Here is a 22314-nt window from a genome sequence, read left to right as displayed (position 1 = left end):
CAGGCCGTCCAGTCGGCTCGAAGAACCGCCATCCCGCCACCCGCCACGATGTGGGCAAAACGACCAGACGCCCCGAGAGCATCACTGAACGCAATCGCCTTAAAGGCCACAAAGGTTAAATTTCAAGCTAAGGGATCGACATAAGAACCGACGGGCCGGAAGGGGCGGGGGGTTCCACCGGAACCCGCCGCCCCTTCCCCTGTGACAAGACGCGTACATATCGGTCAACGCGGTCAACGCGGGCGCGCGCCCTCCAGGACCGTATCGACGATCAGCTCCGAGAGACCGTCCTCCAGCGACGCGCCCGGCCGCATCATGGCCCGGCTCAGCATCGGGCCGGCGAAGATGTCGCCGAGCAGTTCCAGGTCGAGTCCCGCACGGATCTCGCCGGTTCGCACCCCGCGCTCCAGCACCGCGAGCATGGCGTCGCGCCGGGTGACGATCACGGTGTCGTGGTACTGCTTCCACAACTCGGGGACCTGCTGGAACTGCAGGAGGATGTTGCGCATCACGGCCGAGGAGCGCTTGGCCAGACCGCGCCGCCGGATGGCGTCGATCATGGTGACCAGGTCGTCCCGTACCGAGGTGCCCGCCAGTTCGGGCGTCGGCTCGTCGATCGAGTTCAGTACGTCCATCAACAGCGCGTTCTTGCCCGGCCAACGCCGGTAGACGGTGGCCTTGCCGACCCCGGCGTCACGGGCGATGCCCTCGATGGACAGCTCGCCGATCGTGACGCCCTCCTCCAGCAGCCGGAGCACCGTCTCGGTGATCGCGCTGTCGGCGGCGGCGCTGCGCGGGCGGCCGCGCGGTACGGCGTCGGTACCGGCGTCGCTCATCGCTCCGCTCCGACCGCCTCCGGAGCCCGCTCTCCGCCTTGCTCGGGCACGGCGTCCTTGCGCGGCAGGAAGGCCAGCACCACGAGGGTGCCGACGACCGCGACGGACGCGGACCCGATCGCGGTGATGTGCATGGCGTGGATGAAGGCGTTGTTGGCGGGCTGGACGAGGGCCTTGCCCGCGGGCCCCATGTTCTCCGCGACGCCGAGCGTCGCCTGGATGGACTCACCGGCCGCGTGCCGGGCGGGCGCCGGGACACCGGAGAGGTGGCTGTCGATGCCGTCCCGGTAGGTGGTGGAGAGCAGCGAGCCGAGGATGGCCACCCCGAGCGCGCCGCCGACCTGCCGGAAGGTGTTGTTGACGGCGGATCCGGAGCCGGCCTTCTCCCGCGGCAGCGACGACATGATCATGACGGTGGCGGGCGGCATGACGTGTGCCATCGCCGTACCCATCAGGAAGAAGATCACTTCCAGGATCCAGATCGGGGTGTCCTGGTCGAGCAGCAGGAAGCCGAGGAACGCGACGGCCGTCAGCCCCAGCCCGGCCGCGCACACCGCACGCGGGCCGAACCGGTCGACGACCAGCCGGGCGCGCGGCGCGAAGATCATCTGGGCGGCGGCCAGCGGCAGCAGCAGCACGCCGGACTCCAGGGCGCTGTAGCCGCGCACGCTCTGCGTGTAGAAGACGACGAAGAACGTCACGCCCATGAGCGCGAAGAAGACCAGGCCGATGGCGGCGACCGACGCCGAGAACTGCCGGTTGCGGAAGTAGTTGACGTCGAAGGCGGGGTGGTCGCTGCGCTTCTCATAGACCACGAAGCCGGCGATCACCACGAGGCCGGCCAGTATCGTCAGCCAGACCTGGGGCCGGGTGAAGTCACCGAGCTGGCCGCCCTTGATGATGCCGTAGATCAGCACGACCAGGCCGACGACGGAGAGCAGCACGCCGACGGGGTCCAGACGGCCCGGGTCGGGGTCCTTCGAGTCGGGCACCAGGATCACCATCGCGACCAGGGCGACGGCCACGATCGGCACGTTGATCAGGAAGACAGAGCCCCACCAGAAGTGCTCCAGCAGCGCACCGCCGGTGATCGGGCCGATCGCGATGGCCAGCCCGACCACACCGGTCCAGATGCCGATGGCCTTGGGCTGCTCGTCGCGCTCGAAGACGTTCATGATGATCGCGAGGGTCGCGGGCATGATGAACGCGCCACCGAAGCCCATCAGCGCACGGAAGGCGATGAGCTGCCCCGACGAGTCGGACACCGCGGAGAGCGCGGAGCCGATGCCGAAGACGAGCATGCCGAAGAGCAGCACCTTCTTGCGGCCCAGCCGGTCACCCAGCAGACCCGCGGTGAACAGCAGCCCGGCGAAGACCAGGGTGTAGGAGTTGATCGCCCACTCGAGCTGGCTCTGGGTCGCCCCGAGGCCGGTGGGGGCGGGCTGGGCGATCGTCTTCATCGCCACATTGAGGATCGAGTTGTCCAGCACCACCACCAGGAGACTGAACAGCAGAACGGTGAGGATCGCCCACCGGCGGCGGTGGATCGCCTCGGGGATGGCTCGGGACTGACTCGAGGGTATGGACATGGCTCCACGCTAGCCCGCATTTCCGATACGGGACCGTCTCGTATCGTAAAGCAGGGGTAAAAACAGGGGGGCTCTTTGCGTAGGCGGCCGCACGTGCCAGCATGGAAGGGATCCGGGGACGCCGTCAGGGTGCCTCGAGATGACTGAAGGAGCCGTTGCAATGACGCAGATTCCGGCTGCCCAGAAGCAATCCGACAGCGTCCGCGCGCTGTACGGGGGCACGGGCACGCGCCGCATCACCGTCCGCGACATCACCGCCGCCAAGGACCGTGGCGAGAAGTGGCCCATGCTCACCGCCTACGACGCGGTGACCGCCTCCGTCTTCGACGAGGCCGGGATCCCGGTGCTGCTGGTCGGCGACTCGATGGGCAACTGTCACCTGGGCTACGACACCACCGTCCCGGTCACCATGGACCAGATGACGATGCTGGCCGCAGCCGTCGTGCGCGGCACCAGCCGTGCCCTGATCGTCGGCGACCTCACGTTCGGCTCCTACCAGGAAGGCCCGGTCCAGGCGCTGCGCAGCGCGACCCGGCTGGTCAAGGAGGCCGGGGTGCAGGCGGTCAAGCTGGAGGGCGGCGAGCGCTCGCTGGCCCAGACCGAGCTGATCGTGCAGTCCGGTATCCCGGTCATGTCGCACCTGGGACTGACCCCGCAGTCCGTCAACGCCATGGGCTACCGGGTCCAGGGCCGCGGCGACGAGGCCGCCCACCAGCTGCTGCGCGACGCCAAGGCGGCGCAGGACGCGGGCGCCTTCGCGGTCGTCCTGGAGCTGGTGCCGGCCGGACTGGCCGCCGAGGTCACCCGGTCGCTGCACATCCCGACCATCGGCATCGGCGCCGGGCCGGAGTGCGACGCCCAGGTGCTGGTGTGGACCGACATGGCGGGCATGACCGGCGACCGCGTGCCGCGCTTCGTCAAGCAGTACGCGCAGCTGCGCTCGGCGCTGGGTGACGCGGCGAAGGCGTTCGCCGAGGACGTGACCGGCGGGGCGTACCCGGCCGAGGAGCACAGCTTCCACTAGCAGGGCGGAGCCGTTCCGGATCCGGACGACTCGTTCGCCGGCGGGTGAGTCGTCCGGGCCCGGGATGCGTACTACAGGGTGAGCGCCGCCAGCGGCGGCGAACCCCGCACAGTACGGGAAGTCATCATGCCTATCACCCTCACCAGCAGAACGGCGGCGGCCGGAGCTTTCGCCGCCGCGGCACTGCTGGCACTCAGCGCATGCGGATCCTCGAATTCCGGCAGCAGTGGCGACACCACCCCGCCTCCCCCGGCCGCGTCCGCGTCGACCAACGCCGGCGCGGGGCTGGCGGCCGCGCAGGACGCCAAGCTCGGCGCGATCGTCACGGACGCGCAGGGCTTCACGCTCTACCGGTTCGACAAGGACAAGGCCGCTCCGCCGACGTCCAACTGCGCCGGACAGTGCGCGGCCATCTGGCCGCCCGTCGCCGCGGTGTCGGACACCGCGGTCAAGGGCGTCGACCAGAACCTCGTGGGCACCGTCACCCGCGCCGACGGCAGCAAGCAGGCCACCCTCGGCGGCTGGCCGCTCTACCGCTACAGCGGTGACGCCAAGGCCGGCGACACGCACGGTCAGGGCGTCGGCGGCACCTGGTTCGCGGTGGCCCCCGACGGCACCAAGGCCGGCGGTGCGGCGCAGACGCCCACACCGTCCGATACCGGGTCGAACGGGTACTGATGCAGAACCACTCATCGCCGACACTCGCGCCGCGGCGCCGGGTACGACAGGATGCCGCCGTGGACGGGGATCCCACCGGGCCGCTCCCGGAAGAGGAATTCATGCGCGCGCTGTACCGCGAACACGCGGGCGCGCTGCTGGGCTTTGTGCTGAACCTGGTGGGTGGTGACCGGTATCTGGCGGAGGACGTCGTCCAGGAGACGCTGCTGCGGGCCTGGAAGAGCGCGGGACGGCTGGATCCGGCGGCTCGCTCGCTGCGGCCCTGGCTGGTGACGGTCGCGCGACGTATCGTGATCGACGGCCATCGCAGCCGGCAGTCCCGTCCGCCCGAAGCGCCGCCGGCCGCGCTCGACCTGCTGCCCGCCGAGGACGAACTCGACCGGTCGCTGCGGCTCATGACGATCTCCGACGCACTCGGCGATCTGACCGAGGCGCACCGGCAGGTGCTGATCGAGACGTATTTCGCGGGTCGTACGGTGACCGAGGCGGCGGACGAGCTGGGCGTACCGCCCGGCACGGTGCGCTCAAGGGTGTTCTACGCCCTGCGGGCGCTCAGGAACGCACTGGAGGAGAGAGGGGTGACCACCTCATGACGGAGTACGCACCCGGACCGGGGGCACCCCCCGACCCGCACCTGGACGTCGGCGCCTACCTCATCGGCGCGCTGGACGACGACGCGATGACGCGCTTCGAGCAGCACCTCGCGGGCTGCGAGGAGTGCGGACGGCAGCTGGACGAGCTGAGCGGACTCGTACCGCTCCTCGGTGAGCTGCGGCAGAGCGGCGGCGTACCGGAGCCCGTGCGGGAGTGGCCGTCCGGCGCGACGTCCGCGCGACCGGCGGGGCAGCCGTTCCCGCAGCCGTTCCCCGATCCCGCCGCGCAGCCCTACGCCCAGCGGACCGTACAGCCGGCCCAGCAGATCGCGACGCACCGTCCCAGGCGGCGGCCCGGCCGCGGCCGGCGGCTGGTGCTCGCGCTGGCGGCCTGCGGAGTGCTGGCCCTCGGCGGCTCGGCCGTCGCGGTCCTCGTCACCCAGCAGGACAGCGGGGCGCCGCCGGCGGCCGCCGCGCAATTCACGGCGGGCGACCCGGCGACCGGGGCCAGTGCCACGGTCGGCGTCACCGGCAAGAAGTGGGGCACCCAGGTCGATCTCAAGCTGTCCGGTGTCAACGGCCCGCTGACCTGCAGTCTGGTGGCCGTGGGCCGGGACGGCAGCCGGCAGACCGTCGCCACCTGGTCGGTTCCGTCGGCCGGGTACGGCACCACCGCGCAGCCGGAACCGCTCACCGTCCAGGGTGCGGCAGGCCTCTCCCCCGCCGACATCACCGGCTTCGACGTCGTCACCTCCACCGGGCAGCACCTGGTCTCCGTTCCGACCGCGTGACGGCCGGCGGTCGCCGGCCGATCACCGTGTCATCGCCGTGTGATCGTCGTGTCAGCCCGGTGGGGGCGGTGTCGGTGGCGTGTCGGTCCGCTGTCAGCGGGGCCCGCCATTGTTGACGCATGACGACGCGACAGAGTGACAAGTTGGGCGCCGCCGTCGAGGTACGGGGGCTGGTCAAGCACTATGGCGAGACGAAGGCCCTGGACGGTGTCGACCTCGACGTTCGGCAGGGCACCGTGCTCGGTGTGCTGGGACCGAACGGGGCCGGGAAGACGACGCTGGTACGGGTGCTGTCCACCCTGATCCAGCCGGACGCGGGCAGTGCCCGGGTCGCCGGGTACGACGTACTCAAGCAGCCGCGGCAGCTGCGCCGGGTGATCGGTCTGACCGGGCAGTACGCCTCGGTGGACGAGAAGCTCTCCGGCTGGGAGAACCTCTACATGATCGGGCGGCTGCTCGATCTGTCCCGCAAGGACGCGCGGTCCCGCGCCGACGGGCTGCTGGAGCGGTTCTCGCTCACCGAGGCGTCCAAGCGGCCGGCGAGCGGGTACTCCGGCGGTATGCGGCGCCGGCTGGACCTGGCGGCCTCCATGATCGGCAATCCGTCGGTGCTCTATCTGGACGAGCCGACGACGGGCCTGGACCCGCGCACCCGCAACGAGGTGTGGGCCGAGGTCAAGCGGATGGTCGCCGAGGGCGCGACGGTCCTGCTGACCACGCAGTACATGGAGGAGGCCGAGCAGCTCGCCGACGAGCTGACGGTCATCGACCGCGGCCGGGTGATCGCCAACGGCCGGGTGGACGAGCTCAAGGCCAAGGTCGGCGGGCGGACCCTGCAGATCCGGCCGATCGACACGGTGACGCTGCCCGCGATGTCGGCGGCGCTCGCGGACGCGGGGCTGGACGGGGTGGCCGGCTCCACCGTCGACCGCGAGGAGGGCGTGCTCAATGTGCCGATCCTCAGCGACGAGCAGCTGACCGCGGTGGTCGGGTTGCTGGGCACCCGCGGTTTCGGCATCGCCGGGATAGGGACCCATCTCCCCAGCCTGGACGAGGTGTTCCTCTCCATCACCGGCCAGAAGCCGGACCAGGACGGGCAGCCCGGCAGCGCCGGGCAGTCCGTTTCCGGCGAGCAGTCCGGGTCCGCCACCGAGAAGTCCGACGCAGAACAGGGGGTAGCGGCATGAGCGCCGCAGTCATCACCACCACCGCGCCCGCCAAGGCGCAGTCCCATGAGGGCCGGATAGGGTTCCGGGCCAATCTGCGGCACATCGGGGCGCTCGCGCGCCGCAACATGCTGCAGATCAAGGAAGACCCGGAGTCGATGTTCGACGCCGTGCTGATGCCGATCATCTTCACGCTGCTGTTCGTCTTCGTCTTCGGCGGCGCGATCTCCGGCAAGGGCCATCAGCAGGACTACGTGAACTACGTGATCCCCGGCCTGATGGCGATGATGGGCATGAACATCTCGATGGCCGTCGGCACCGGCGTCAACCAGGACTTCAGCACCGGTGTGATGGACCGCTTCCGCACCATGCCGATCGCCCGCTCCTCGGTGCTGATCGCCAAGATCATCGTGGAGATCGGCCGGATGCTGGTCGCCACCACGATTCTGCTGGTCATGGGATTCATCCTGGGCCTGTCGATCTCGACGTCCGTGTTCCATCTGCTGGCCGCGGTCGCGCTCTCGATGGTCTTCGGAGCCTCACTCATGTGGATCTTCATCCTGCTCGGGCTGACGATGAAGACCGCGCAGGCCGTACAGGGGGTGGCCATGCTCGTCCTGATGCCGCTGCAGTTCGGATCGTCGATCTTCGCACCGACGACGACGATGCCGGGCTGGCTGCAGAGCTTCACCGATGTCAATCCGCTGTCCAACCTGGCGGACTCCGCCCGGAACCTGATGAACGGCGGGCCCGTCGCCCACTCGGTCCTGGTCACCCTGGCCTGGTCGGTCGGCATCACGCTGGTGACGGCGCCGCTGGCCGTCCGGAAGTTCCGCAACAAGACCTGACCGGCACCCGCCGGCCCGGTCAGGACCGGCCTCCGTGTCAGTCCCCGTCACGCATCAGGGCGATGGTCTCCAGAGCGGAGAGGCCATCGCCCTCCGCGTATGCCGTCTCGTACGCGGCGTCGCCGATCAGCGCCCGCAGATCCCGCTGGCCCTCCGCCAGTTCCAGCTTCTCCAGCGGGGAGGGGACGGTGGGCCGCAGCCGGTCGTGCGCGCCGAGCATGGTGGCGGCCCGGGCCGCCATCGTCTCCTTGACCTGCGGGGTGGGTGCGGCGGACGCCTGGGCGACCAGGATCGTCACCGCCACCGGAATCAGCAGCATGCCGATCCGCGGGGCGATGACCTCGGTCAGCACGCTGCTGCTCAGCTCGTCGAGCCCCTGCCGCAGGAGCACCATGCCCCCTTCGGGGTCGCCGCTGCGGCAGGTCAGCCAGCCCTTGATCCCGCGCAGCATTCCCTGGACGAACATCGGGACGCCGGTCGGCGGGACGGCCAGCATCCGGTCGACGAGGGCGTGGCCCTCGTCGAGTTCGCCCCGGCGGGCGAGCAGCGCGCAGAGCAGGACCCGTCCGTAGAAGGCGGAGCCGCCCGCGACGGGACCGAGCTCGTCGGCGTCCTCGATCGCCCCCCGGAGCATCGCCTCGCCCGCCTCGACGTCCCCGATGTTGATGATCATGTCGGCGAGCCGCACCTTGAGGAGCGGCACCTGCTGATACGAACCCAGCTCCCGGGCCAGCCCGATCGCCTCACGGCAGCACTCGGCCGAGCGCTCCCACTGACCCCCGTTCGCGGTCGCCTCGGCCTCGGCGGCGAGCGCCTCGGCCATCCCCCAGCGGTCGCCGACCTGCCGGAAGAGCTCCCGGCTCTCCCGTACGTCGGCCATCGACTGTTCGAGCTTCTCGGACACGTCGTTGAGCATCTTGGCGCGGATCTGCAGCGCGAACGCCAGCTCCCAGGGCCCGCCGAACTCCCGGCAACTCCGCACCAGGTTGTCCGCCAGCTCCGGCAGCCGCTCGAAGTCCCCGGACAGGAAGGCCGCGAAGGGGCTCATCAGTCCCGGCCGCCGGGCCGTCTGCGGCAGATGCGGCGGATAGGCCTCGATGATCGCCCGGCCGGCCCTGGCCACGTCGGGCTCGCCCCAGCGGTTCTCCATGTCCGCGTCGTTGGCGACGAGTTGCATCATCCGCACCCAGCGCCGTGCCTCGTCGAGCTGCGCCGGGCCCATCGGCGGCGGCGTCTCCAGCGGGCCGTGCTCCACCGGTTCCAGCAGGGGCGGTTCGTCGAAGGGGTCGGGTCCCAGCGCCGACACCGCGGCCGGCCAGGTCAGCTGCTCGGTGTGGTAGTTGCGCATCTCCCAGAACCAGCCGCAGCACAGCACGAGTTGCAGTGCCTCCTGCTCGTCGCCCAGCTCGACGGCACGGCGGAGCGCGACCCGCAGGTTCTCGTGCTCGCGCTCCACCCGTGCCAGCCAGAGCAGTTGGTCGGCGCCGCGCAGCTTGGGGTCGGTGGTGCGGATGTACTCGCGGAAGCAGCGGAGATGGCGGCGCTCGACCGCCGCGCGCTCACCCGACTCGTCGAGCCGCTCGGCCGCGTACTCGCCGATGGTCTCCAGCATCCGGTAGCGGGCGCCGTCGTCGGTGAGGTCGGCGAGGACCAGCGACTTGTCGACGAGCGAACCGAGCAGGGCCGCGGCGTCGGCGGCGTCGATCCCGTCACCGGAGCACACCTCCTCGACGGCCTCCAGCGTCCAGCCGCCCGCGAAGACCGCCAGCCGGCGCAGCAGGGTCCGTTCCGCCGGGTCCAGCAGGTCCCAGCTCCAGTCGACGACCGCGCGCAGCGTCTGCTGGCGCGGCAGTACGGTCCTGCTGCCGCCGGTGAGGAGCCGGAACCGGTCGTCGAGCCGGTTGGCGAGCTGGCGCGGGGTGAGGCTGCGCAGCCGGGCGGCGGCCAGTTCGATGGCGAGCGGCAGCCCGTCGAGCCGGCGGCACAGTTCGACGCACGCGACCGGATCGTCCTCCACCGTGAACCCGGGCCGGGCGGCGGCGCCGCGGTCGGCGAGCAGCCGCAGCGCGAACGGGTCCGGCAGCGGGTCCAGCGGCCTGACCCGTTCACCGGGGACGCCCAGCGGTTCGCGGCTGGTGGCGAGGATGGTGACGTCCGGGCAGTGCGCGAGGAGCTGTTCCGCGAGGGCGGCCGCCGCGCCGATGACGTGTTCGCAGTTGTCGAGCACCAGCAGCAGGCTGCGGCTCACGCAGTACTCCGCGAGCATCCTGGCCGGGTCCTTGGTCTTGCCCTCCGCCTGCAGCGCCTGCTCCGTCGCGCTGGTCGGGTGCAGCAGCGTCTCGCGCAGACCGAGCGAGGTGAGCACCGCCTCGGGCACCGTCCGCGCATCGCTGACCGGTGCGAGTTCCGCGTACCAGACGCCGTCGGGCCAGCGGTCGCGGAGCAGGTCGCCCGTCTCCTGCGACAGCCGGGTCTTGCCGGTCCCGCCGGGGCCGGTGAGGGTGACCAGCCGGGCCGCGGCCAGGTCCTCGCGGATCGACACGAGGTCGGCCGCCCGGCCGACGAAGCTGGTGAGCCGGGCGCGGGCGTTGCCGGAGCGGCGGGCGACGGGCGCGGACGGCGGCTCGGGAGCGGGCTCGGCACCGGCGGTGAACGGCGGTTCCTGAGCACCGTCCGGCGCCGGGTTCAGCAGTTCGGTGTGCAGCGCGCGCAGTTCGGCGCTCGGGTCGGTGCCCAGCTCGTCGGCCAGGTCGCGGCGGACGTCCTCGTACGCGGTGAGCGCGTCGGCGGTGCGGCCCGCATCGCGCAACGCCCGGATGTGCAGGGCGCGGAGCGATTCGTTGAGCGGATGGGCGGCGGCGAGCCCGGCGAGTTCGGGCAGCTGCTGTGCCGCGCGGCCGAGCGCGAGCCCCGCGGTGAGGCGCAGCCGGACCGCCTCCAGCCGCAGTTCCTCGCAGCGCACCGCGAGCGTGTCCCGGTCGGGCAGATCGGCGAACGCCGCTCCCCGCCACAGCGCGAGGGCGTCCTCCAGCAGATCGGAGGCCTTCACCGGGTCGCCGTCGGCCAGCGCCCGGCCGCCCTCGTCCACCAGCCGCTCGAAGCGGTGCGCGTCGACCGCCTCGGGGGCGGCGCACAGCCGGTACCCGCCGTCGGCGGAACCGATGGCGTCATGGCCGATGGCCCGGCGCAGCCGCGCGACCAGCGCCTGGAGCGCGCCGGACGCGTTCGCCGGCGGATCGTCGGCCCACAGTTCGTCGATCAGGGCCTCCGCGGTTATCAGCCGCCCGGGGCGCAGGGCCAGCGCGGTCAGCAGCGCGCGCAGGCGCAGCCCCGCGAGCGGGACGGGGGTTCCGTCGTCGCGGAATGCCTGAGTGGTGCCGAGGATCGCGTAACGCACGCCCCCATCTTGCCCTCAATCACGGGACAGGCTTGTAAATTACGGCCGCCCGGCGACATGATCCCCGTATGAGCAGCACAGATACCCGCAGTGACCACCGGGTCAGCCCGATCTTCCTGGGGATCGCGGCGGTCATGGCCGTATCGGGCTGGGCGGTGTGGTCCGGCTTCTCGTCGAGCCCCGGCTTCGCCGTCTTCCTCTTCGTGGTCTCCGGGTGGGTCGTCTCGCTGTGCCTGCACGAGTACGCCCACGCCCGCACGGCGCTGCACAGCGGGGACATCACGATAGGTGCCAAGGGCTATCTGACCCTCAACCCGCTGAAGTACACCCACGCGCTGCTCAGCATCGTGCTGCCGGTGCTCTTCGTGATCATGGGCGGGATCGGGCTGCCCGGCGGCGCGGTCTTCATCGAGCGGGGCCGGATCCAGGGGCGCTGGAAGCACAGTCTGATCTCGGCGGCCGGGCCGCTGATGAACGTGCTCTTCGCGATCGTCCTGATGCTGCCGTTCGCCTTCGGCGCGACGGACTCCTGGCCGGTCGGCTTCCTGGCGGCGTTCGCGTTCCTGGCGATGCTCCAGGTGACGGCGGCGGTGCTGAACCTGCTGCCGGTACCCGGGCTCGACGGCTACGGGATCATCGAGCCGTGGCTGTCGTACAACTTCCGCCGGCAGGTGGAGCCGTTCGCGCAGTTCGGTCTGCTGGCGGTCTTCGGGTGTCTGTGGATCCCCGAGGTGAACGTGGCGTTCTTCGACTTCGTCTACACCGTGATGGGCTGGTTCGACGTCCCGGAGGGCGCGACCAGGTACGGCTACACGCTCTTCAGGTTCTGGGTCTCCGACTGAGCGGCCCTGGCGTCGGCCTTCGCCTTGCGCACGTAGTACCAGCACATGTTGCTGGACAGGCCGGCCAGCAGGACCCAGACGATGCCGGTCCAGCTGCCGTTCGCGAAGGAGACGACGGCCGCGGCGACCGTGAGCAGGAACACGGCGAGGGCGTAGACGGCAAGGCGGGGCATGGGGAGGAGCTCCTGTCCGGAAACCGGTGACATACGGTCCTGACGATTGTCCCCCACACCCCGCCGTGCCCCGCGACCCGCCCGTCGCGCCCCTACACGTCGGTGACGCGCAGCCCGGCGTGGGCCTTGTAGCGGCGGTTCACCGAGATCAGGTTGGCGACCAGCGACTCGACCTGGTGCGCGTTGCGCAGCCGGCCCGCGAAGACGCCGCGCATCCCCGGGATGCGGGCGGCCAGCGCCTGGACGACGTCGGTGTCCGCGCGGACCTCGCCCAGCACCATCACATCGGTGTCGATCTCCGCGATCTCCGGGTCGGAGAGCAGTACCGCCGACAGGTGGTGGAAGGCCGCGGTCACCCGGGACTCCGGGAGCAGCGCGGCGGCCTGCTGGGCGGCGCTGCCCTCCTCGGGCTTCAGCGCGTAGGCACCCTGCTTGTCGAAGCCCAGCGGGTTGACGCAGTCGACGACGAGCTTGCCCGCCAGGTCCGCGCGGAGCGACTCCAGGGTCTTGGCGTGCCCGTCCCACGGCACCGCCACGATCACGATGTCGCTACGCCGGGCGCACTCCGCGTTGTCCGCGCCCTCCACACCGAGCCCCAGCTCGTCGGCGGCGGTCTGCGCGCGCTCCGCGTTCCGCGATCCGATGATCACCTTCTGCCCGGCCTTCGCCAGCCGGTACGCGAGCCCGCGGCCCTGGTCGCCGGTGCCGCCGAGGACGCCGACCACCAGGCCGGACACGTCCGGCAGATCCCACGGGTCCTTGACCGGCGCCTTGGCGGGGGCGGGTGCGGGAGCGGTCCCGGGGGCGTTGTTCACATCGTCAGGGGAAGTCATGCGGGCGATCCTGCCACGCCCCGCGAACCGCCACTCGTTACGGGGGAAGTGCGGCGAGCGGACCCGTGCGGTACCGCCGGTCCGGCAGGATGCCCGGCATGGACGCGGTACGGGTGGCGCTGTTGCGGGAAGTACTGGCGGGGACCGAGTGGCTCCAGACCACGCGGTCCTTCGCGGGGTCGCTGCGGGCCTCGGTGCACCGGCGGCCCGGCGGGCTGCTGCTGGTGGGGACCCGGGGTTACGAGCCCTGGCACCTGGCGGCGCACCTGGACGACGAGGCGGCGTGGAGCGGGCTGACCGGGCTGTCCCCGACGCTGGTGCGGTTCCGGATTCCGGCGGGGGCGCCCGCGCATCTGGCCGTGGGACTGCGGCGGCTGGAGGCCGCGCGGCGCGGGGAGACGGTGTTCGTCGTCAGCCCGGAGGCGCCGGGAGCCGCGCTGCTGGAGCGGGTGGCGGACGCCCGCCGGGCCGGCGCGACGGTGCTGGCGATGGACGCCGGGGACCCAGGGCTGCGTGAACTGGCGCACGACGCGCTGACCGTACCGCCGGAAGCGGAGCCGCCGGACGGCACGGCACCCGCGGAAGGGGCCGCACCCGCGCCGATGGGGATGGACCTGCTGCAGCACCTGGTCGCCGCCGCGGCCGGGGAGAACAGCCTGCCCGCCGCCCGCCCCCACGGCTCGTTCCGCGACCGGCTGACCCGGCTGGCCGAACAGCTGACGTCACCGCCGCCGGCCCGCTGGTAGCGGTGACGTCAGCGGTCCTCGAGCACCGCCCGCGAAGATCCGGACCCGGCCCAAAACCATTTGCCCCGCGCGGCCCGGAAGCGGAGCATGCGAACCCGTGAACGACAGCCTTTCCGACCCCGACCCCGACCCCGACGCCGACTCCGGCCCCGGCCCCGGCCCCGATCCCGGCCCCGCACCCGGTCCGCCACCGTCCCGGCTGAGAGCTCTGCTCCCCGACCTGGCCCCGTGGCGCTCCTCCCGCGACTTCCGCCTCATGTGGATGGCCGGGGTCGTGACGGTCTTCGGCAGCTTCCTCACCTTCGTCGCGCTGCCGGTGCAGATCAAGGAGCTGACCGGGTCGGCGGTCGCCGTCGGCGCGATCGGCGCCGTCGAGCTGGTGCCGCTGATCGTGTTCGGGCTCTACGGGGGCGCGCTGGCCGACGCCATGGACCGCCGGAAGCTGATCCTCTACAGCGAGGCCGCGCTCGGCCTGCTGTCCGCACTGCTGCTGGCCAACACCCTGCTGCCGCATCCGATGGTGTGGCCGCTGTACGTGGTGGCGGCGATGTCGAGCGCCCTGACCGGGCTGCAGCGTCCGGCGCTGGACTCGATCGTGCCGCGGATCGTCGCGCACGACCAGTTGTCGGCCGCGGCGTCGCTGAACGCGCTGCGCTGGCAGGTCGGCGCCATCGCGGGACCGTCGCTGGCGGGGGTGCTCATCGCCTTCGCCGGGCTGTCGTGGGCTTACGCGATCGACATCGGGACGTTCGTCGTCTCGGTCGGCCTGGCCATGGGGCTGCGGCCGTCGCCCGCGGCGCACGACGCCGACAAGCCGTCGCTGCGCGGTATCGCGGAGGGCGCGCGCTACGCCTGGAGCCGTAAGGAACTGCTCGGCACGTACGCGATCGACATGGCGGCGATGTTCTTCGCCTTCCCCACCGCGATCTTCCCGTTCCTCGCCGACGACCTGCACGCGCCCTGGGCGCTGGGCCTGATGTACGCGGCCGGGTCGGTCGGTTCGCTGGTGGTCAGCATGACCAGCGGCTGGACGTCGCGGATCCACCGGCACGGCCGGCTGGTGGTGATCTCGGCGATCGGCTGGGGGCTGGCGATGGCGGTCGCCGGGTGGATGGGCAACATCTGGCTGGTCCTGCTGATGCTGGCGGTCGCCGGCGGCTGCGACATGGTCAGTGCCCTCGGCCGGATGACCATGTGGAACCAGACGATCCCGGATGAGCTGCGCGGCCGGCTGGCCGGCATCGAGCTGCTGTCGTACTCGGTCGGGCCGCAGCTCGGCCAGGTCAGGGCCGGTGGCATGGCGGCGCTGACCAGCGCCCGTGCCTCGGTCTGGAGCGGCGGAGTGGCCTGTGTGGCGGCGGTGGGGCTGCTGGCGCTGGCCCTTCCGAAGCTGATGTCGTACGACGCCCGCACCAACGAGCACGCCGTGCGGATGCGGACGGCCCAGGCCGGACCCGCCGCCGCGCCCGCCACGCCCGCCGGGTCGCCGGCGTCCGCGGCGGCCTCAGCGGTCTGAGCCGGGGCCCGGAATCCGGGGCCCGGGACGCGGAGCCGTCAGGGGCCGGACGGGCCGGGCTCGTCGTCCGGGCCCGCCTCCTTGTCGTGCCAGCGGGGGTCCGTCTCCCACTGGAGGTTGCGGTCGGCCGCCGTCTGCATCGCGTGCTCGGCCTCGGCGCGGGTGGCGTAGGGGCCGAACCGGTCCTTGGCCGGGCAGTCGGGCCCTTCCTCGACCTTCTTGTGCTCCAGGCAGTAGAACCATTCGCCCGGCTTGCCGGCCGGCTTCTTCGCCCTGAACAGCGCCATGACTGCCTCCTGATGTACGAGTACCTGCCGCCAGCCTGCCCGATCGCCCGCCGATACACTCGTCGGCATGTCTGGTCAGTCGCTTCTCGTTCCCGGCAAGCTCTCCCCGCCGCGCCCGGTACCGTCCTCGATCCCCCGGCCCGAGTACGTGGGCAAGCCCGCGCCCACTCCGTACACCGGGCCGGAGGTGCAGGACGCCGAAACCGTCGAGAAGATGCGGATCGCGTCGCAGATCGCCGCGCGGGCGATGGTCGAAGCGGCCAAGCACATCGCTCCGGGGGTGACCACGGACGAGCTGGACCGCGTCGCGCACGAGTACATGTGCGACCACCGCGCCTACCCCTCGGACCTCGGCTACCGGGGCTTCCCGAAGTCGCTGTGCGCGTCGATCAACGAGGTCATCTGCCACGGCATCCCGGACTCGACCGAGCTGCGCGACGGCGACATCGTGAACCTGGACGTGACGGCGTTCATCCATGGGGTGCACGGCGACACGAACGCCACGTACCTGTGCGGTGACGTCGACGAGGAGTCGCGGCTGCTGGTCGAGCGCACCGAGGAGTCGCTGAACCGGGCGATCAAGGCGGTCAAGCCCGGCCGGGCGATCAATGTGATCGGGCGGGTCATCGAGTCGTACGCCAAGCGCTTCGGCTACGGGGTGGTCCGGGACTTCACCGGGCACGGCATCAACACGTCGTTCCACTCCGGGCTGATCGTGCCGCACTACGACGCCCCGCACGCCACCACCGTGATCAAGCCGGGCATGACGTTCACCATCGAGCCGATGCTCACGCTGGGCACCCACGACTACGAGATCTGGGAGGACGGCTGGACGGTGGTCACCAAGGACCGCAAGCGCACCGCCCAGTTCGAACACACCCTGGTCGTCACCGAAACCGGCGCAGAGGTGCTCACGCTGCCATGACGGGAGCGGGGGCGCGCCGCGACGCGCCCCCGCATGCGACCGGTGAGACCCGAATCACTGGACTTCATGCGACCCCGCGGGTACTACAAAGGCAAGGCTCAGATAAGTTAGGGCAGCCTCACCGGCCAGAACCCATCTCGAGCGTCCTTGAACAGCCTGGAGCCCCGTATGTCCGCAGCCCGTCTCTCCGTCGTCACCGCCGTCGCGGTCGTCGCCGCGCTCGCCGCTGTCAGCGGGTGCTCCGAGAAGACGGACGCCAAGGCGTCCGACGCGATCCAGGTCACCGCGACCGACGACTCCTGCAAGGTCTCGAAGACCAGCTTCCCGGCCGGGCACGTGAAGTTCGCGTTCGAGAACAAGGGCTCCAAGGTCAACGAGCTGTACGTCTACGCCCCGGGCGACAAGATCGTGACCGAGCGGGAGAACATCGGCCCCGGCACCAAGGCCGACATCTCCGCCGAGCTCAAGGCCGGCGACTACGAGGTCACCTGCAAGCCCGGGATGAAGGGCGACGGCCTGCGCACCAAGGTCAGTGTCACCGGCGCCGGCGCGCCGAAGAAGAACGACCCGCGGCTGGACACGGCCGTCGCCGAGTACCGCAAGTGGGCGCAGAGCGAGGCCGACGCCACGATCCCGAAGGTCAAGGTCTTCACCGACGCGGTCATCAAGGGCGACATCGAGGGCGCCAAGGCGGCCTTCGCCCCGTCCCGTACCGGCTGGGAGTCCACCGAGCCGATAGCCGAGTCCTTCGGTGACATCGACCCGAAGACGGACACCCGCGAGGACGGCCTGGAGCCCGGCCAGAAGTGGACCGGCTGGCACAAGCTCGAGAAGTCGCTGTGGGCCACCAAGGCGATCTCCGCGGAGGACAAGACGCTCGCCGCGCAGCTCCTCACCGACCTCACCGGTTGGCAGAAGCGGGTCGGCACGGCGGAGATCACCCCGACCAGCATGGCCAACGGCGCCAAGGAGCTGCTGGACGAGGTCGCCACCGGGAAGATCACCGGTGAGGAGGACCGCTACAGCCACACCGACCTCTCGGACTTCAAGGGCAACGTCGACGGCGCGCAGAAGGCGTACGAGCTGCTCAAGCCGGTCGCCTCGCAGAACAACCCCGAGCTGGCCAAGGAACTGGACAAGCAGTTCACCGCGATCAACACGCTGCTCGCCAAGTACCGCACCGGCGACACCTTCGTCTCGTACGACACCGTGAACGCGGCCCAGCGCAAGGAGCTCTCGGACGGCGTCAACGCGCTGGCCGAGCCGCTCTCCAAGCTCGCCGCGGCCGTCGCGAAGTAACGGAGTCCTCCATGTCTGACGAGAACACCACCGAAGCGGCCGCCCCCCAGCAGGACGGGGCGGACCGGGACACCACGGCGGAACGGGCCAGGGGCCCGGTCTCCCGGCGGGCCGTCATCGGCTGGACCGGCGCCGGCATCGCGCTCGGCGCGGCCGCCGCGGGGGGTGCCGCGGCGGCGGTGCGCACCGGCAACGACGTGCAGCCGGCCGGCTCCGCGGGCAATGTCATCGCGTTCCACGGCACGAACCAGGCCGGTATCACCACCCCGGTCCAGGACCGGCTGCACTTCGCGGCCTTCGACGTGAAGACCGACGACCGCGCCGAACTCGTCGCGCTGCTGAAGGAGTGGACGGCGGCGGCCGCCGCGATGACGGCCGGCAAGCCGGTCGGCGCGGGCGCCGTCCGCGGTCTGCCCGAGGCCCCGCCGGACGACACCGGCGAGGCGCTCGGCCTGCCGTCCTCCCGGCTGACCATCACCGTGGGCTTCGGCCCGACGCTGTTCGAGAAGGACGGCAAGGACCGCTTCGGCCTCAAGGCGCAGCGTCCCACCGCCCTCGTCGACCTGCCGGCGTTCCCGCACGACAACCTGGACGCGACCCGCAGCGGCGGCGACATCTGCGTCCAGGCGTGCGCGGACGACCCGCAGGTGGCCGTGCACGCGATCCGCAACCTGGCGCGCATCGGCTTCGGCAAGGTCGCCGTGCGCTGGTCGCAGCTGGGCTTCGGCAAGACGTCCTCGACGACACCGGACGAGCAGACCCCGCGCAACCTGATGGGGTTCAAGGACGGTACGCACAACGTGGCGGGCAGCGACCGGGCCACCCAGGACGAGCATGTGTGGGCGGCCGCGAAGGACGGCGCCGCCTGGATGACCGGCGGCTCCTACCTCGTCGCCCGGCGCATCCGGATGCACATAGAGACCTGGGACCGCACTCCGCTCAAGGAGCAGGAGGACATCTTCGGGCGGAACAAGGGCGAGGGCGCGCCGGCCGGCAAGCAGCGCGAGCACGACACCCCGAACCTCAAGGCGATGCTGCCGACCGCGCACGTCCGCCTGGCGCACCCGGACAGCAACTCCGGGGTGACGATCCTGCGCCGCGGCTACTCCTTCACCGACGGCACGGACGGTCTGGGCCGGCTCGACGCCGGGCTGTTCTTCCTGGCCTACCAGCGCGATGTGCGCTCGGGTTTCATCCCGGTGCAGAAACGGCTGGCTGCGACCGACGCCCTCAACGAGTACATCCAGCACGTCGGTTCCGCGCACTTCGCCTGCCCGCCCGGCGTCCGCGACAGCGCCGACTGGTGGGGCCGCGGCCTCTTCGAAGGGAAGTGACCGGCGGTGATCGGTAACTATCTGATCGGGCTGCGCGAAGGGCTCGAAGCCAGCCTGGTCGTCTGCATCCTGATCGCGTACCTGGTGAAGTCCGGGCGCAGGGACACACTGCTGCCGATGTGGGCCGGTGTGGCCGTGGCCATCGTCATCAGTGCCGCCTTCGGCGCGCTGCTGCAGTTCGGCTCCTCGTCGCTGGACTTCAAGGCGCAGGAGGCGCTGGGCGGTTCGCTGTCGATCCTCTCCGTCTGCCTGGTCACCTGGATGGTCTTCTGGATGCGGCGCACCGCGCGGCATCTCAAGCGCGAGCTGCACGGCAAGCTGGACGCCGCGCTCGCCATGGGGACCACCGCGATCGTCGCGACCGCGCTGCTGGCGGTCGGCCGCGAGGGCCTGGAGACCGCGCTGTTCGTCTGGGCCGCGGTGCAGGCCGCCGGTTCCGAGGACGGGTCGACGCAGCCGCTGATCGGCGTCGCGCTGGGCCTGGCCACCGCGGTGGTGCTCGGCTGGCTCTTCTACCGCGGCGCGCTGAGGATCAACCTGGCGAAGTTCTTCACCTGGACCGGCGCCATGCTGGTCGTGGTCGCGGCGGGCGTGCTCGCCTACGGCGTGCACGATCTGCAGGAGGCCGACTGGCTGCCCGGCCTCGGCTCGGTGGCCTTCGACATCAGCTCCACGATCCCCCAGGACAGCTGGTACGGCACCCTGTTGAAGGGCGTCCTCAACTTCCAGCCGGATCCGACCGTCGTCCAGGTCACGGTGTGGGCGCTGTATCTCGTACCGACGATGGCCTTCTTCCTCGCCCCCGGTAGGGTTGCGCCGACCGCAGCAGCCCCGAAGGAGCCGACGCCCAATGACCCGCCGCAGGTTGTCCCTGACAGCCGCAGTTCTGCTGCTCGTGCTGATGCCGGTGACGGGGTGCGTGACCGTGCACGGGGAGCAGGCGCTCGTACCGGCGGTGACGAAGGCTGAGGCCGCCAAGGCCCTCGCCCGTTTCACCCAGCTCAACAACGACGCCAAGCGGAGCTACGATCCGGCGACGCTGGCGAAGGCGGAGACCGGCGCGCTCGGCGCGATGGACAACGCGGGTCTGACGGCGCGGCACACCAACCACCCGGAGGGCAATCCGGCGGCGGTGCCGCTCAAGCTCACCGACGCGCGCTACCTGATACCGAAGCAGCGCGGCTGGCCCAAGTGGTTCGCCGCCGACGCCGTCAGCAGTGCCGGCAACGGCGCCCACTGGCTGCTGCTCTTCCAGCGCTCCGCCGTGAGCGACCCGTGGAAGGCCTCGTACCTGGCGGTGGTCGCCGCCGACCGGATGCCGAAGTTCGTGCTGGACCAGGACGGCTACGCCGAGCCGGTGCCGCTGGACGGCTCGGGGCTGCTGGTCGAGCCCGGCCGGCTCAGCGCCGCGTACACCTCGTATCTGCAGACCGGCACCGCGGCGACGCTGGCCTTCGCCGACGGCACCCAGACCTCGCAGGTGCGCCAGCAGCGCCGCAAGGGCGCGGGCACCTCGGCCGCGGTCACCGAGTACGCCGACCAGCCGGTGGGCGCGGGTGAGTTCCCCCCGGTGGGGCTGCGGACCACGGACGGCGGGGCGCTGGTGTTCTTCGCCTCCCGCCACCAGTCGCGGCTGACCACGCCGGGCAAGCCGTTGAAGGTCGACGACCCGGACACCAAGGCGCTGATGACCGGCACCCCGAAGAACTCGGTCACGCTGATCCGGGTGGCGGAACAGGCCGTCACGGTCCCGCCGGCGAACGACGCCCAGGGGAAGGTCGTCTTCCTGAGCCGTCTGCTGGGTCTGGTCTCCGCCAAGGGCGATTGAACCGGTGGCCGGGTCCCGCGCGGAGCCGGCCTCGGGCGGTCAGAGCCGCCAGCCCACCGTTTCGGGGACGTACTCCACCTGGGCGCAGGAGTCCATGAGGACCTCCAGGAGCGGCAGCGGGTCGGGCAGCGGGCGGTCGGGACCGCGGCCGGGCAGCCAGGTCACGGCGCCGCCGGTGGGCAGCTTGGCGGGCGGCAGCAGGACGTAACTGCCGCGGCAGTGCCAGCGCAGACCGGGGTGTTCGTCGACGGTCTCGGGATGGCAGTCCAGCTCGCAGGGCCACCACTCGTCCTCGTCGACGGGGGTACCGCGGGTGGCGGTGAAGAACAGCAGGCGGTCGTCCCCGTAGGCGGCGACCGGACCGGCGTCCCCGCCCTCGGCCGCGAGCCGGTCCAGCGCGATGCCGCCCGCGTCGGCCGGCACGTCCAGGACGTCATGGCTGGCGCCGGTGGCGGAGATGAAGTTCGCGAGCGGCTGGGTGCGCAGCCAGTGGTCGATCTTCTGCGGATCCGTGGTGGCCTGGGTGTGCCAGGCGAACGAGACCGGGTGCATGCCCGGGGTGGGACAGCCCACGCGGTCGCACGAACAGCCGTATCCGGAGGGGTGCGCGGCCGGTGCGACGGGGAAGCCTGCGGCGGCCGCGGCCTTGATCAGATCCTCGCGGGCCAGGGCGGGAGCAGATCCGGGATCGGTGTCCGAGCCTGCCGATCGGCGGCGCAGCCACTCGGACAACCTGCTCTTGCCTGCCATCGGGCTCCTTCCCTCGCCCCCGCGTCCATGGTCCACGGTACGCGGGTGGTGGGCATCATCCTGCCTCTTGTCCGGAATGAACGCACAGCCGGGGTGGAAGGACTGGAGTAGCGTTGTTCCCGACAGGCTGTCGGCATCCTCTTGACTTAGGTATACCTAAGTTGCAAGGATCGCGGCACGCCCGAAGCAGGAGGTTCCCTTGACGCCGTCCCCGTTCTCCACTGTGATCCGCACCGCCAGCCACGCTCAGCACACCGAGGCCGAGAACTCGACCTTCATGAGCGACCTGCTCGGCGGACGGCTCGGCGTGGACGCGTACGCCCGTTACACCGAGCAGTTGTGGTTCGTCTACCGGGCCCTGGAGGACGCGGCGCAGTCGCTGGCCGCAGACCCGGTCGCCGGCCCCTTCGTCCGCGCCGAACTGCTGCGCGTCGCGGAGCTGGAGCGCGACCTGGACCATCTGCTCGGCGCGGGCTGGCAGCAGCGCTCGGTGCCGCTGCCCGCCACAGCGGCGTACGCGGAGCGGGTCGCCGAGGTCGCCAGGACGTGGCCCGCGGGGTATGTCGCACATCACTACACCCGCTATCTGGGGGACCTGTCCGGCGGACAGGTGATCCGTGGCATCGCGGAGAAGACCTGGGGGTTCGAACGCAAGGGCGACGGTGTGCGCTTCTACGTCTTCGAGGGGATCGGCAACCCGGCCGCGTTCAAGCGCGAGTACCGCGAGCTGCTGGACGCCCTGGCCGTCGACGACCTGGAGAAGCAGCGCGTGGTGGACGAGTGCCGCACCGCCTTCGCCCTGAACAGCGCCGTCTTCGCCGACCTCGGTGCCGCCTACCCGCTGAGCGCGTAGGGAGTG

General features: G+C 71.2%; 22 protein-coding genes. 15 read left to right on the top strand and 7 right to left on the bottom strand.

What is annotated here, in order from left to right:
- Positions 1 to 233 precede the first annotated feature (233 nt).
- Both O3W51_RS31560 and O3W51_RS31555 read right to left on the bottom strand, forming a co-directional pair.
- Complete coding sequence (locus tag O3W51_RS31560) at positions 234 to 836, bottom strand: TetR/AcrR family transcriptional regulator C-terminal ligand-binding domain-containing protein (RefSeq protein WP_138353775.1); 603 nt, start codon at positions 834 to 836, stop codon at positions 234 to 236.
- Complete coding sequence (locus O3W51_RS31555) at positions 833 to 2425, bottom strand: MFS transporter (protein WP_138353776.1); 1593 nt, start codon at positions 2423 to 2425, stop codon at positions 833 to 835. The genes O3W51_RS31560 and O3W51_RS31555 overlap by 4 nt, the downstream gene beginning before the upstream one ends.
- A 160-nt stretch (positions 2426 to 2585) precedes the next feature.
- Here O3W51_RS31555 and panB point away from each other — a divergent pair, with 160 nt between their 5' ends.
- The 6 genes from panB to O3W51_RS31525 all read left to right on the top strand — a co-directional run bounded on the left by panB (position 2586) and on the right by O3W51_RS31525 (position 7525).
- Complete coding sequence (gene panB, locus O3W51_RS31550; protein WP_138353777.1) at positions 2586 to 3449, top strand: 3-methyl-2-oxobutanoate hydroxymethyltransferase; 864 nt, start codon at positions 2586 to 2588, stop codon at positions 3447 to 3449.
- Positions 3450 to 3575: 126 nt separating this feature from the next.
- Positions 3576 to 4127, top strand: coding sequence for a hypothetical protein (locus tag O3W51_RS31545; protein WP_138353778.1), 552 nt, complete (start codon positions 3576 to 3578; stop codon positions 4125 to 4127).
- Positions 4127 to 4720, top strand: a complete 594-nt coding sequence (locus O3W51_RS31540) for a sigma-70 family RNA polymerase sigma factor (RefSeq protein ID WP_381586789.1) — start codon at positions 4127 to 4129, stop codon at positions 4718 to 4720. The genes O3W51_RS31545 and O3W51_RS31540 overlap by 1 nt, the downstream gene beginning before the upstream one ends.
- Positions 4717 to 5511 carry an anti-sigma factor family protein gene (locus tag O3W51_RS31535; RefSeq protein WP_138353780.1) on the top strand — a complete coding sequence of 265 codons (795 nt, stop codon included), beginning with the start codon at positions 4717 to 4719 and terminating at the stop codon, positions 5509 to 5511. Before O3W51_RS31540 ends, O3W51_RS31535 begins: the two co-directional genes overlap by 4 nt.
- Positions 5512 to 5630: 119 nt before the next feature.
- Positions 5631 to 6698 carry an ATP-binding cassette domain-containing protein gene (locus O3W51_RS31530; protein WP_138353781.1) on the top strand — a complete coding sequence of 356 codons (1068 nt, stop codon included), beginning with the start codon at positions 5631 to 5633 and terminating at the stop codon, positions 6696 to 6698.
- Positions 6695 to 7525 (top strand): ABC transporter permease, encoded by an 831-nt coding sequence (locus O3W51_RS31525; protein ID WP_138353782.1) that lies wholly within the window; start codon positions 6695 to 6697, stop codon positions 7523 to 7525. The genes O3W51_RS31530 and O3W51_RS31525 overlap by 4 nt, the downstream gene beginning before the upstream one ends.
- Positions 7526 to 7562: 37 nt before the next feature.
- Here the strand turns inward: O3W51_RS31525 and O3W51_RS31520 are convergent, their stop codons facing one another.
- Positions 7563 to 10922 (bottom strand): AfsR/SARP family transcriptional regulator, encoded by a 3360-nt coding sequence (locus O3W51_RS31520; RefSeq protein ID WP_198357981.1) that lies wholly within the window; start codon positions 10920 to 10922, stop codon positions 7563 to 7565.
- Positions 10923 to 10990: 68 nt separating this feature from the next.
- On the opposite strand from O3W51_RS31520, the gene O3W51_RS31515 reads away from it, so the two are divergent.
- The gene (locus tag O3W51_RS31515; RefSeq protein ID WP_138353784.1) at positions 10991 to 11764 is read left to right on the top strand and encodes a site-2 protease family protein; all 774 of its coding nucleotides are present in this window, start codon (positions 10991 to 10993) and stop codon (positions 11762 to 11764) included.
- On the opposite strand, the gene O3W51_RS31510 is transcribed toward O3W51_RS31515, so the two are convergent.
- Positions 11731 to 11937 carry a hypothetical protein gene (locus tag O3W51_RS31510; RefSeq protein ID WP_138353785.1) on the bottom strand — a complete coding sequence of 69 codons (207 nt, stop codon included), beginning with the start codon at positions 11935 to 11937 and terminating at the stop codon, positions 11731 to 11733. The two genes, O3W51_RS31515 and O3W51_RS31510, sit on opposite strands and share 34 nt — an antisense overlap.
- Before the next feature lie 92 nt (positions 11938 to 12029).
- A complete protein-coding gene (gene npdG / locus O3W51_RS31505; protein ID WP_138353786.1) occupies positions 12030 to 12770 on the bottom strand; it encodes an NADPH-dependent F420 reductase in 741 nt (246 codons plus the stop codon).
- Positions 12771 to 12868: 98 nt separating this feature from the next.
- Between npdG and O3W51_RS31500 the strand changes: the two genes are divergently transcribed.
- On the top strand, positions 12869 to 13516 hold the full coding sequence (locus tag O3W51_RS31500) for a hypothetical protein (RefSeq protein WP_138353787.1): 648 nt from the start codon (positions 12869 to 12871) through the stop codon (positions 13514 to 13516).
- A gap of 199 nt (positions 13517 to 13715) precedes the next feature.
- Positions 13716 to 15032, top strand: coding sequence for an MFS transporter (locus tag O3W51_RS31495; protein ID WP_187145287.1), 1317 nt, complete (start codon positions 13716 to 13718; stop codon positions 15030 to 15032).
- Positions 15033 to 15070: 38 nt separating this feature from the next.
- Here the strand turns inward: O3W51_RS31495 and O3W51_RS31490 are convergent, their stop codons facing one another.
- Positions 15071 to 15319 (bottom strand): hypothetical protein, encoded by a 249-nt coding sequence (locus tag O3W51_RS31490; RefSeq protein ID WP_138353788.1) that lies wholly within the window; start codon positions 15317 to 15319, stop codon positions 15071 to 15073.
- Between the two features lie 67 nt (positions 15320 to 15386).
- On the opposite strand from O3W51_RS31490, the gene map reads away from it, so the two are divergent.
- From map to O3W51_RS31465, 5 genes are all read left to right on the top strand, one after another.
- The gene (gene map / locus O3W51_RS31485; protein ID WP_138353789.1) at positions 15387 to 16244 is read left to right on the top strand and encodes a type I methionyl aminopeptidase; all 858 of its coding nucleotides are present in this window, start codon (positions 15387 to 15389) and stop codon (positions 16242 to 16244) included.
- A gap of 168 nt (positions 16245 to 16412) precedes the next feature.
- Positions 16413 to 17543 carry an iron uptake system protein EfeO gene (gene efeO, locus O3W51_RS31480; RefSeq protein WP_138353790.1) on the top strand — a complete coding sequence of 377 codons (1131 nt, stop codon included), beginning with the start codon at positions 16413 to 16415 and terminating at the stop codon, positions 17541 to 17543.
- A gap of 11 nt (positions 17544 to 17554) precedes the next feature.
- The gene (gene efeB, locus O3W51_RS31475) at positions 17555 to 18877 is read left to right on the top strand and encodes an iron uptake transporter deferrochelatase/peroxidase subunit (RefSeq protein ID WP_198357979.1); all 1323 of its coding nucleotides are present in this window, start codon (positions 17555 to 17557) and stop codon (positions 18875 to 18877) included.
- A gap of 6 nt (positions 18878 to 18883) precedes the next feature.
- Positions 18884 to 19846 (top strand): iron uptake transporter permease EfeU, encoded by a 963-nt coding sequence (gene efeU / locus O3W51_RS31470; protein ID WP_138353792.1) that lies wholly within the window; start codon positions 18884 to 18886, stop codon positions 19844 to 19846.
- On the top strand, positions 19728 to 20705 hold the full coding sequence (locus O3W51_RS31465) for a hypothetical protein (protein ID WP_269287842.1): 978 nt from the start codon (positions 19728 to 19730) through the stop codon (positions 20703 to 20705). Before efeU ends, O3W51_RS31465 begins: the two co-directional genes overlap by 119 nt.
- A 39-nt stretch (positions 20706 to 20744) precedes the next feature.
- Here the strand turns inward: O3W51_RS31465 and O3W51_RS31460 are convergent, their stop codons facing one another.
- The gene (locus O3W51_RS31460) at positions 20745 to 21455 is read right to left on the bottom strand and encodes a bifunctional DNA primase/polymerase (protein WP_138353794.1); all 711 of its coding nucleotides are present in this window, start codon (positions 21453 to 21455) and stop codon (positions 20745 to 20747) included.
- A 199-nt stretch (positions 21456 to 21654) separates the two neighbouring features.
- On the opposite strand from O3W51_RS31460, the gene O3W51_RS31455 reads away from it, so the two are divergent.
- Complete coding sequence (locus O3W51_RS31455) at positions 21655 to 22308, top strand: biliverdin-producing heme oxygenase (RefSeq protein ID WP_138353795.1); 654 nt, start codon at positions 21655 to 21657, stop codon at positions 22306 to 22308.
- Positions 22309 to 22314 lie beyond the last annotated feature (6 nt).

It is taken from the genome of Streptomyces sp. H39-C1, assembly GCF_027158125.1.
Lineage (GTDB): Bacteria > Actinomycetota > Actinomycetes > Streptomycetales > Streptomycetaceae > Actinacidiphila > Actinacidiphila fildesensis.
The sequence above is the reverse complement of the archived record's forward strand: the minus strand, read 5'-3'. Positions and strand labels throughout refer to the sequence as shown.

What these genes read in the sequence shown, in the direction of transcription:
- O3W51_RS31560 (WP_138353775.1), bottom strand. Translation starts at nt 836, where the DNA reads ATGAGCGACGCCGGTACCGACGCCGTACCGCGCGGCCGCCCGCGCAGC.
- O3W51_RS31555 (WP_138353776.1), bottom strand. Translation starts at nt 2,425, where the DNA reads ATGTCCATACCCTCGAGTCAGTCCCGAGCCATCCCCGAGGCGATCCAC.
- panB (WP_138353777.1), top strand. Translation starts at nt 2,586, where the DNA reads ATGACGCAGATTCCGGCTGCCCAGAAGCAATCCGACAGCGTCCGCGCG.
- O3W51_RS31545 (WP_138353778.1), top strand. Translation starts at nt 3,576, where the DNA reads ATGCCTATCACCCTCACCAGCAGAACGGCGGCGGCCGGAGCTTTCGCC.
- O3W51_RS31540 (WP_381586789.1), top strand. Translation starts at nt 4,127, where the DNA reads ATGCAGAACCACTCATCGCCGACACTCGCGCCGCGGCGCCGGGTACGA.
- O3W51_RS31535 (WP_138353780.1), top strand. Translation starts at nt 4,717, where the DNA reads ATGACGGAGTACGCACCCGGACCGGGGGCACCCCCCGACCCGCACCTG.
- O3W51_RS31530 (WP_138353781.1), top strand. Translation starts at nt 5,631, where the DNA reads ATGACGACGCGACAGAGTGACAAGTTGGGCGCCGCCGTCGAGGTACGG.
- O3W51_RS31525 (WP_138353782.1), top strand. Translation starts at nt 6,695, where the DNA reads ATGAGCGCCGCAGTCATCACCACCACCGCGCCCGCCAAGGCGCAGTCC.
- O3W51_RS31515 (WP_138353784.1), top strand. Translation starts at nt 10,991, where the DNA reads ATGAGCAGCACAGATACCCGCAGTGACCACCGGGTCAGCCCGATCTTC.
- O3W51_RS31510 (WP_138353785.1), bottom strand. Translation starts at nt 11,937, where the DNA reads ATGCCCCGCCTTGCCGTCTACGCCCTCGCCGTGTTCCTGCTCACGGTC.
- npdG (WP_138353786.1), bottom strand. Translation starts at nt 12,770, where the DNA reads ATGACTTCCCCTGACGATGTGAACAACGCCCCCGGGACCGCTCCCGCA.
- O3W51_RS31500 (WP_138353787.1), top strand. Translation starts at nt 12,869, where the DNA reads ATGGACGCGGTACGGGTGGCGCTGTTGCGGGAAGTACTGGCGGGGACC.
- O3W51_RS31490 (WP_138353788.1), bottom strand. Translation starts at nt 15,319, where the DNA reads ATGGCGCTGTTCAGGGCGAAGAAGCCGGCCGGCAAGCCGGGCGAATGG.
- map (WP_138353789.1), top strand. Translation starts at nt 15,387, where the DNA reads ATGTCTGGTCAGTCGCTTCTCGTTCCCGGCAAGCTCTCCCCGCCGCGC.
- efeO (WP_138353790.1), top strand. Translation starts at nt 16,413, where the DNA reads ATGTCCGCAGCCCGTCTCTCCGTCGTCACCGCCGTCGCGGTCGTCGCC.
- efeB (WP_198357979.1), top strand. Translation starts at nt 17,555, where the DNA reads ATGTCTGACGAGAACACCACCGAAGCGGCCGCCCCCCAGCAGGACGGG.
- O3W51_RS31465 (WP_269287842.1), top strand. Translation starts at nt 19,728, where the DNA reads ATGACCCGCCGCAGGTTGTCCCTGACAGCCGCAGTTCTGCTGCTCGTG.
- O3W51_RS31460 (WP_138353794.1), bottom strand. Translation starts at nt 21,455, where the DNA reads ATGGCAGGCAAGAGCAGGTTGTCCGAGTGGCTGCGCCGCCGATCGGCA.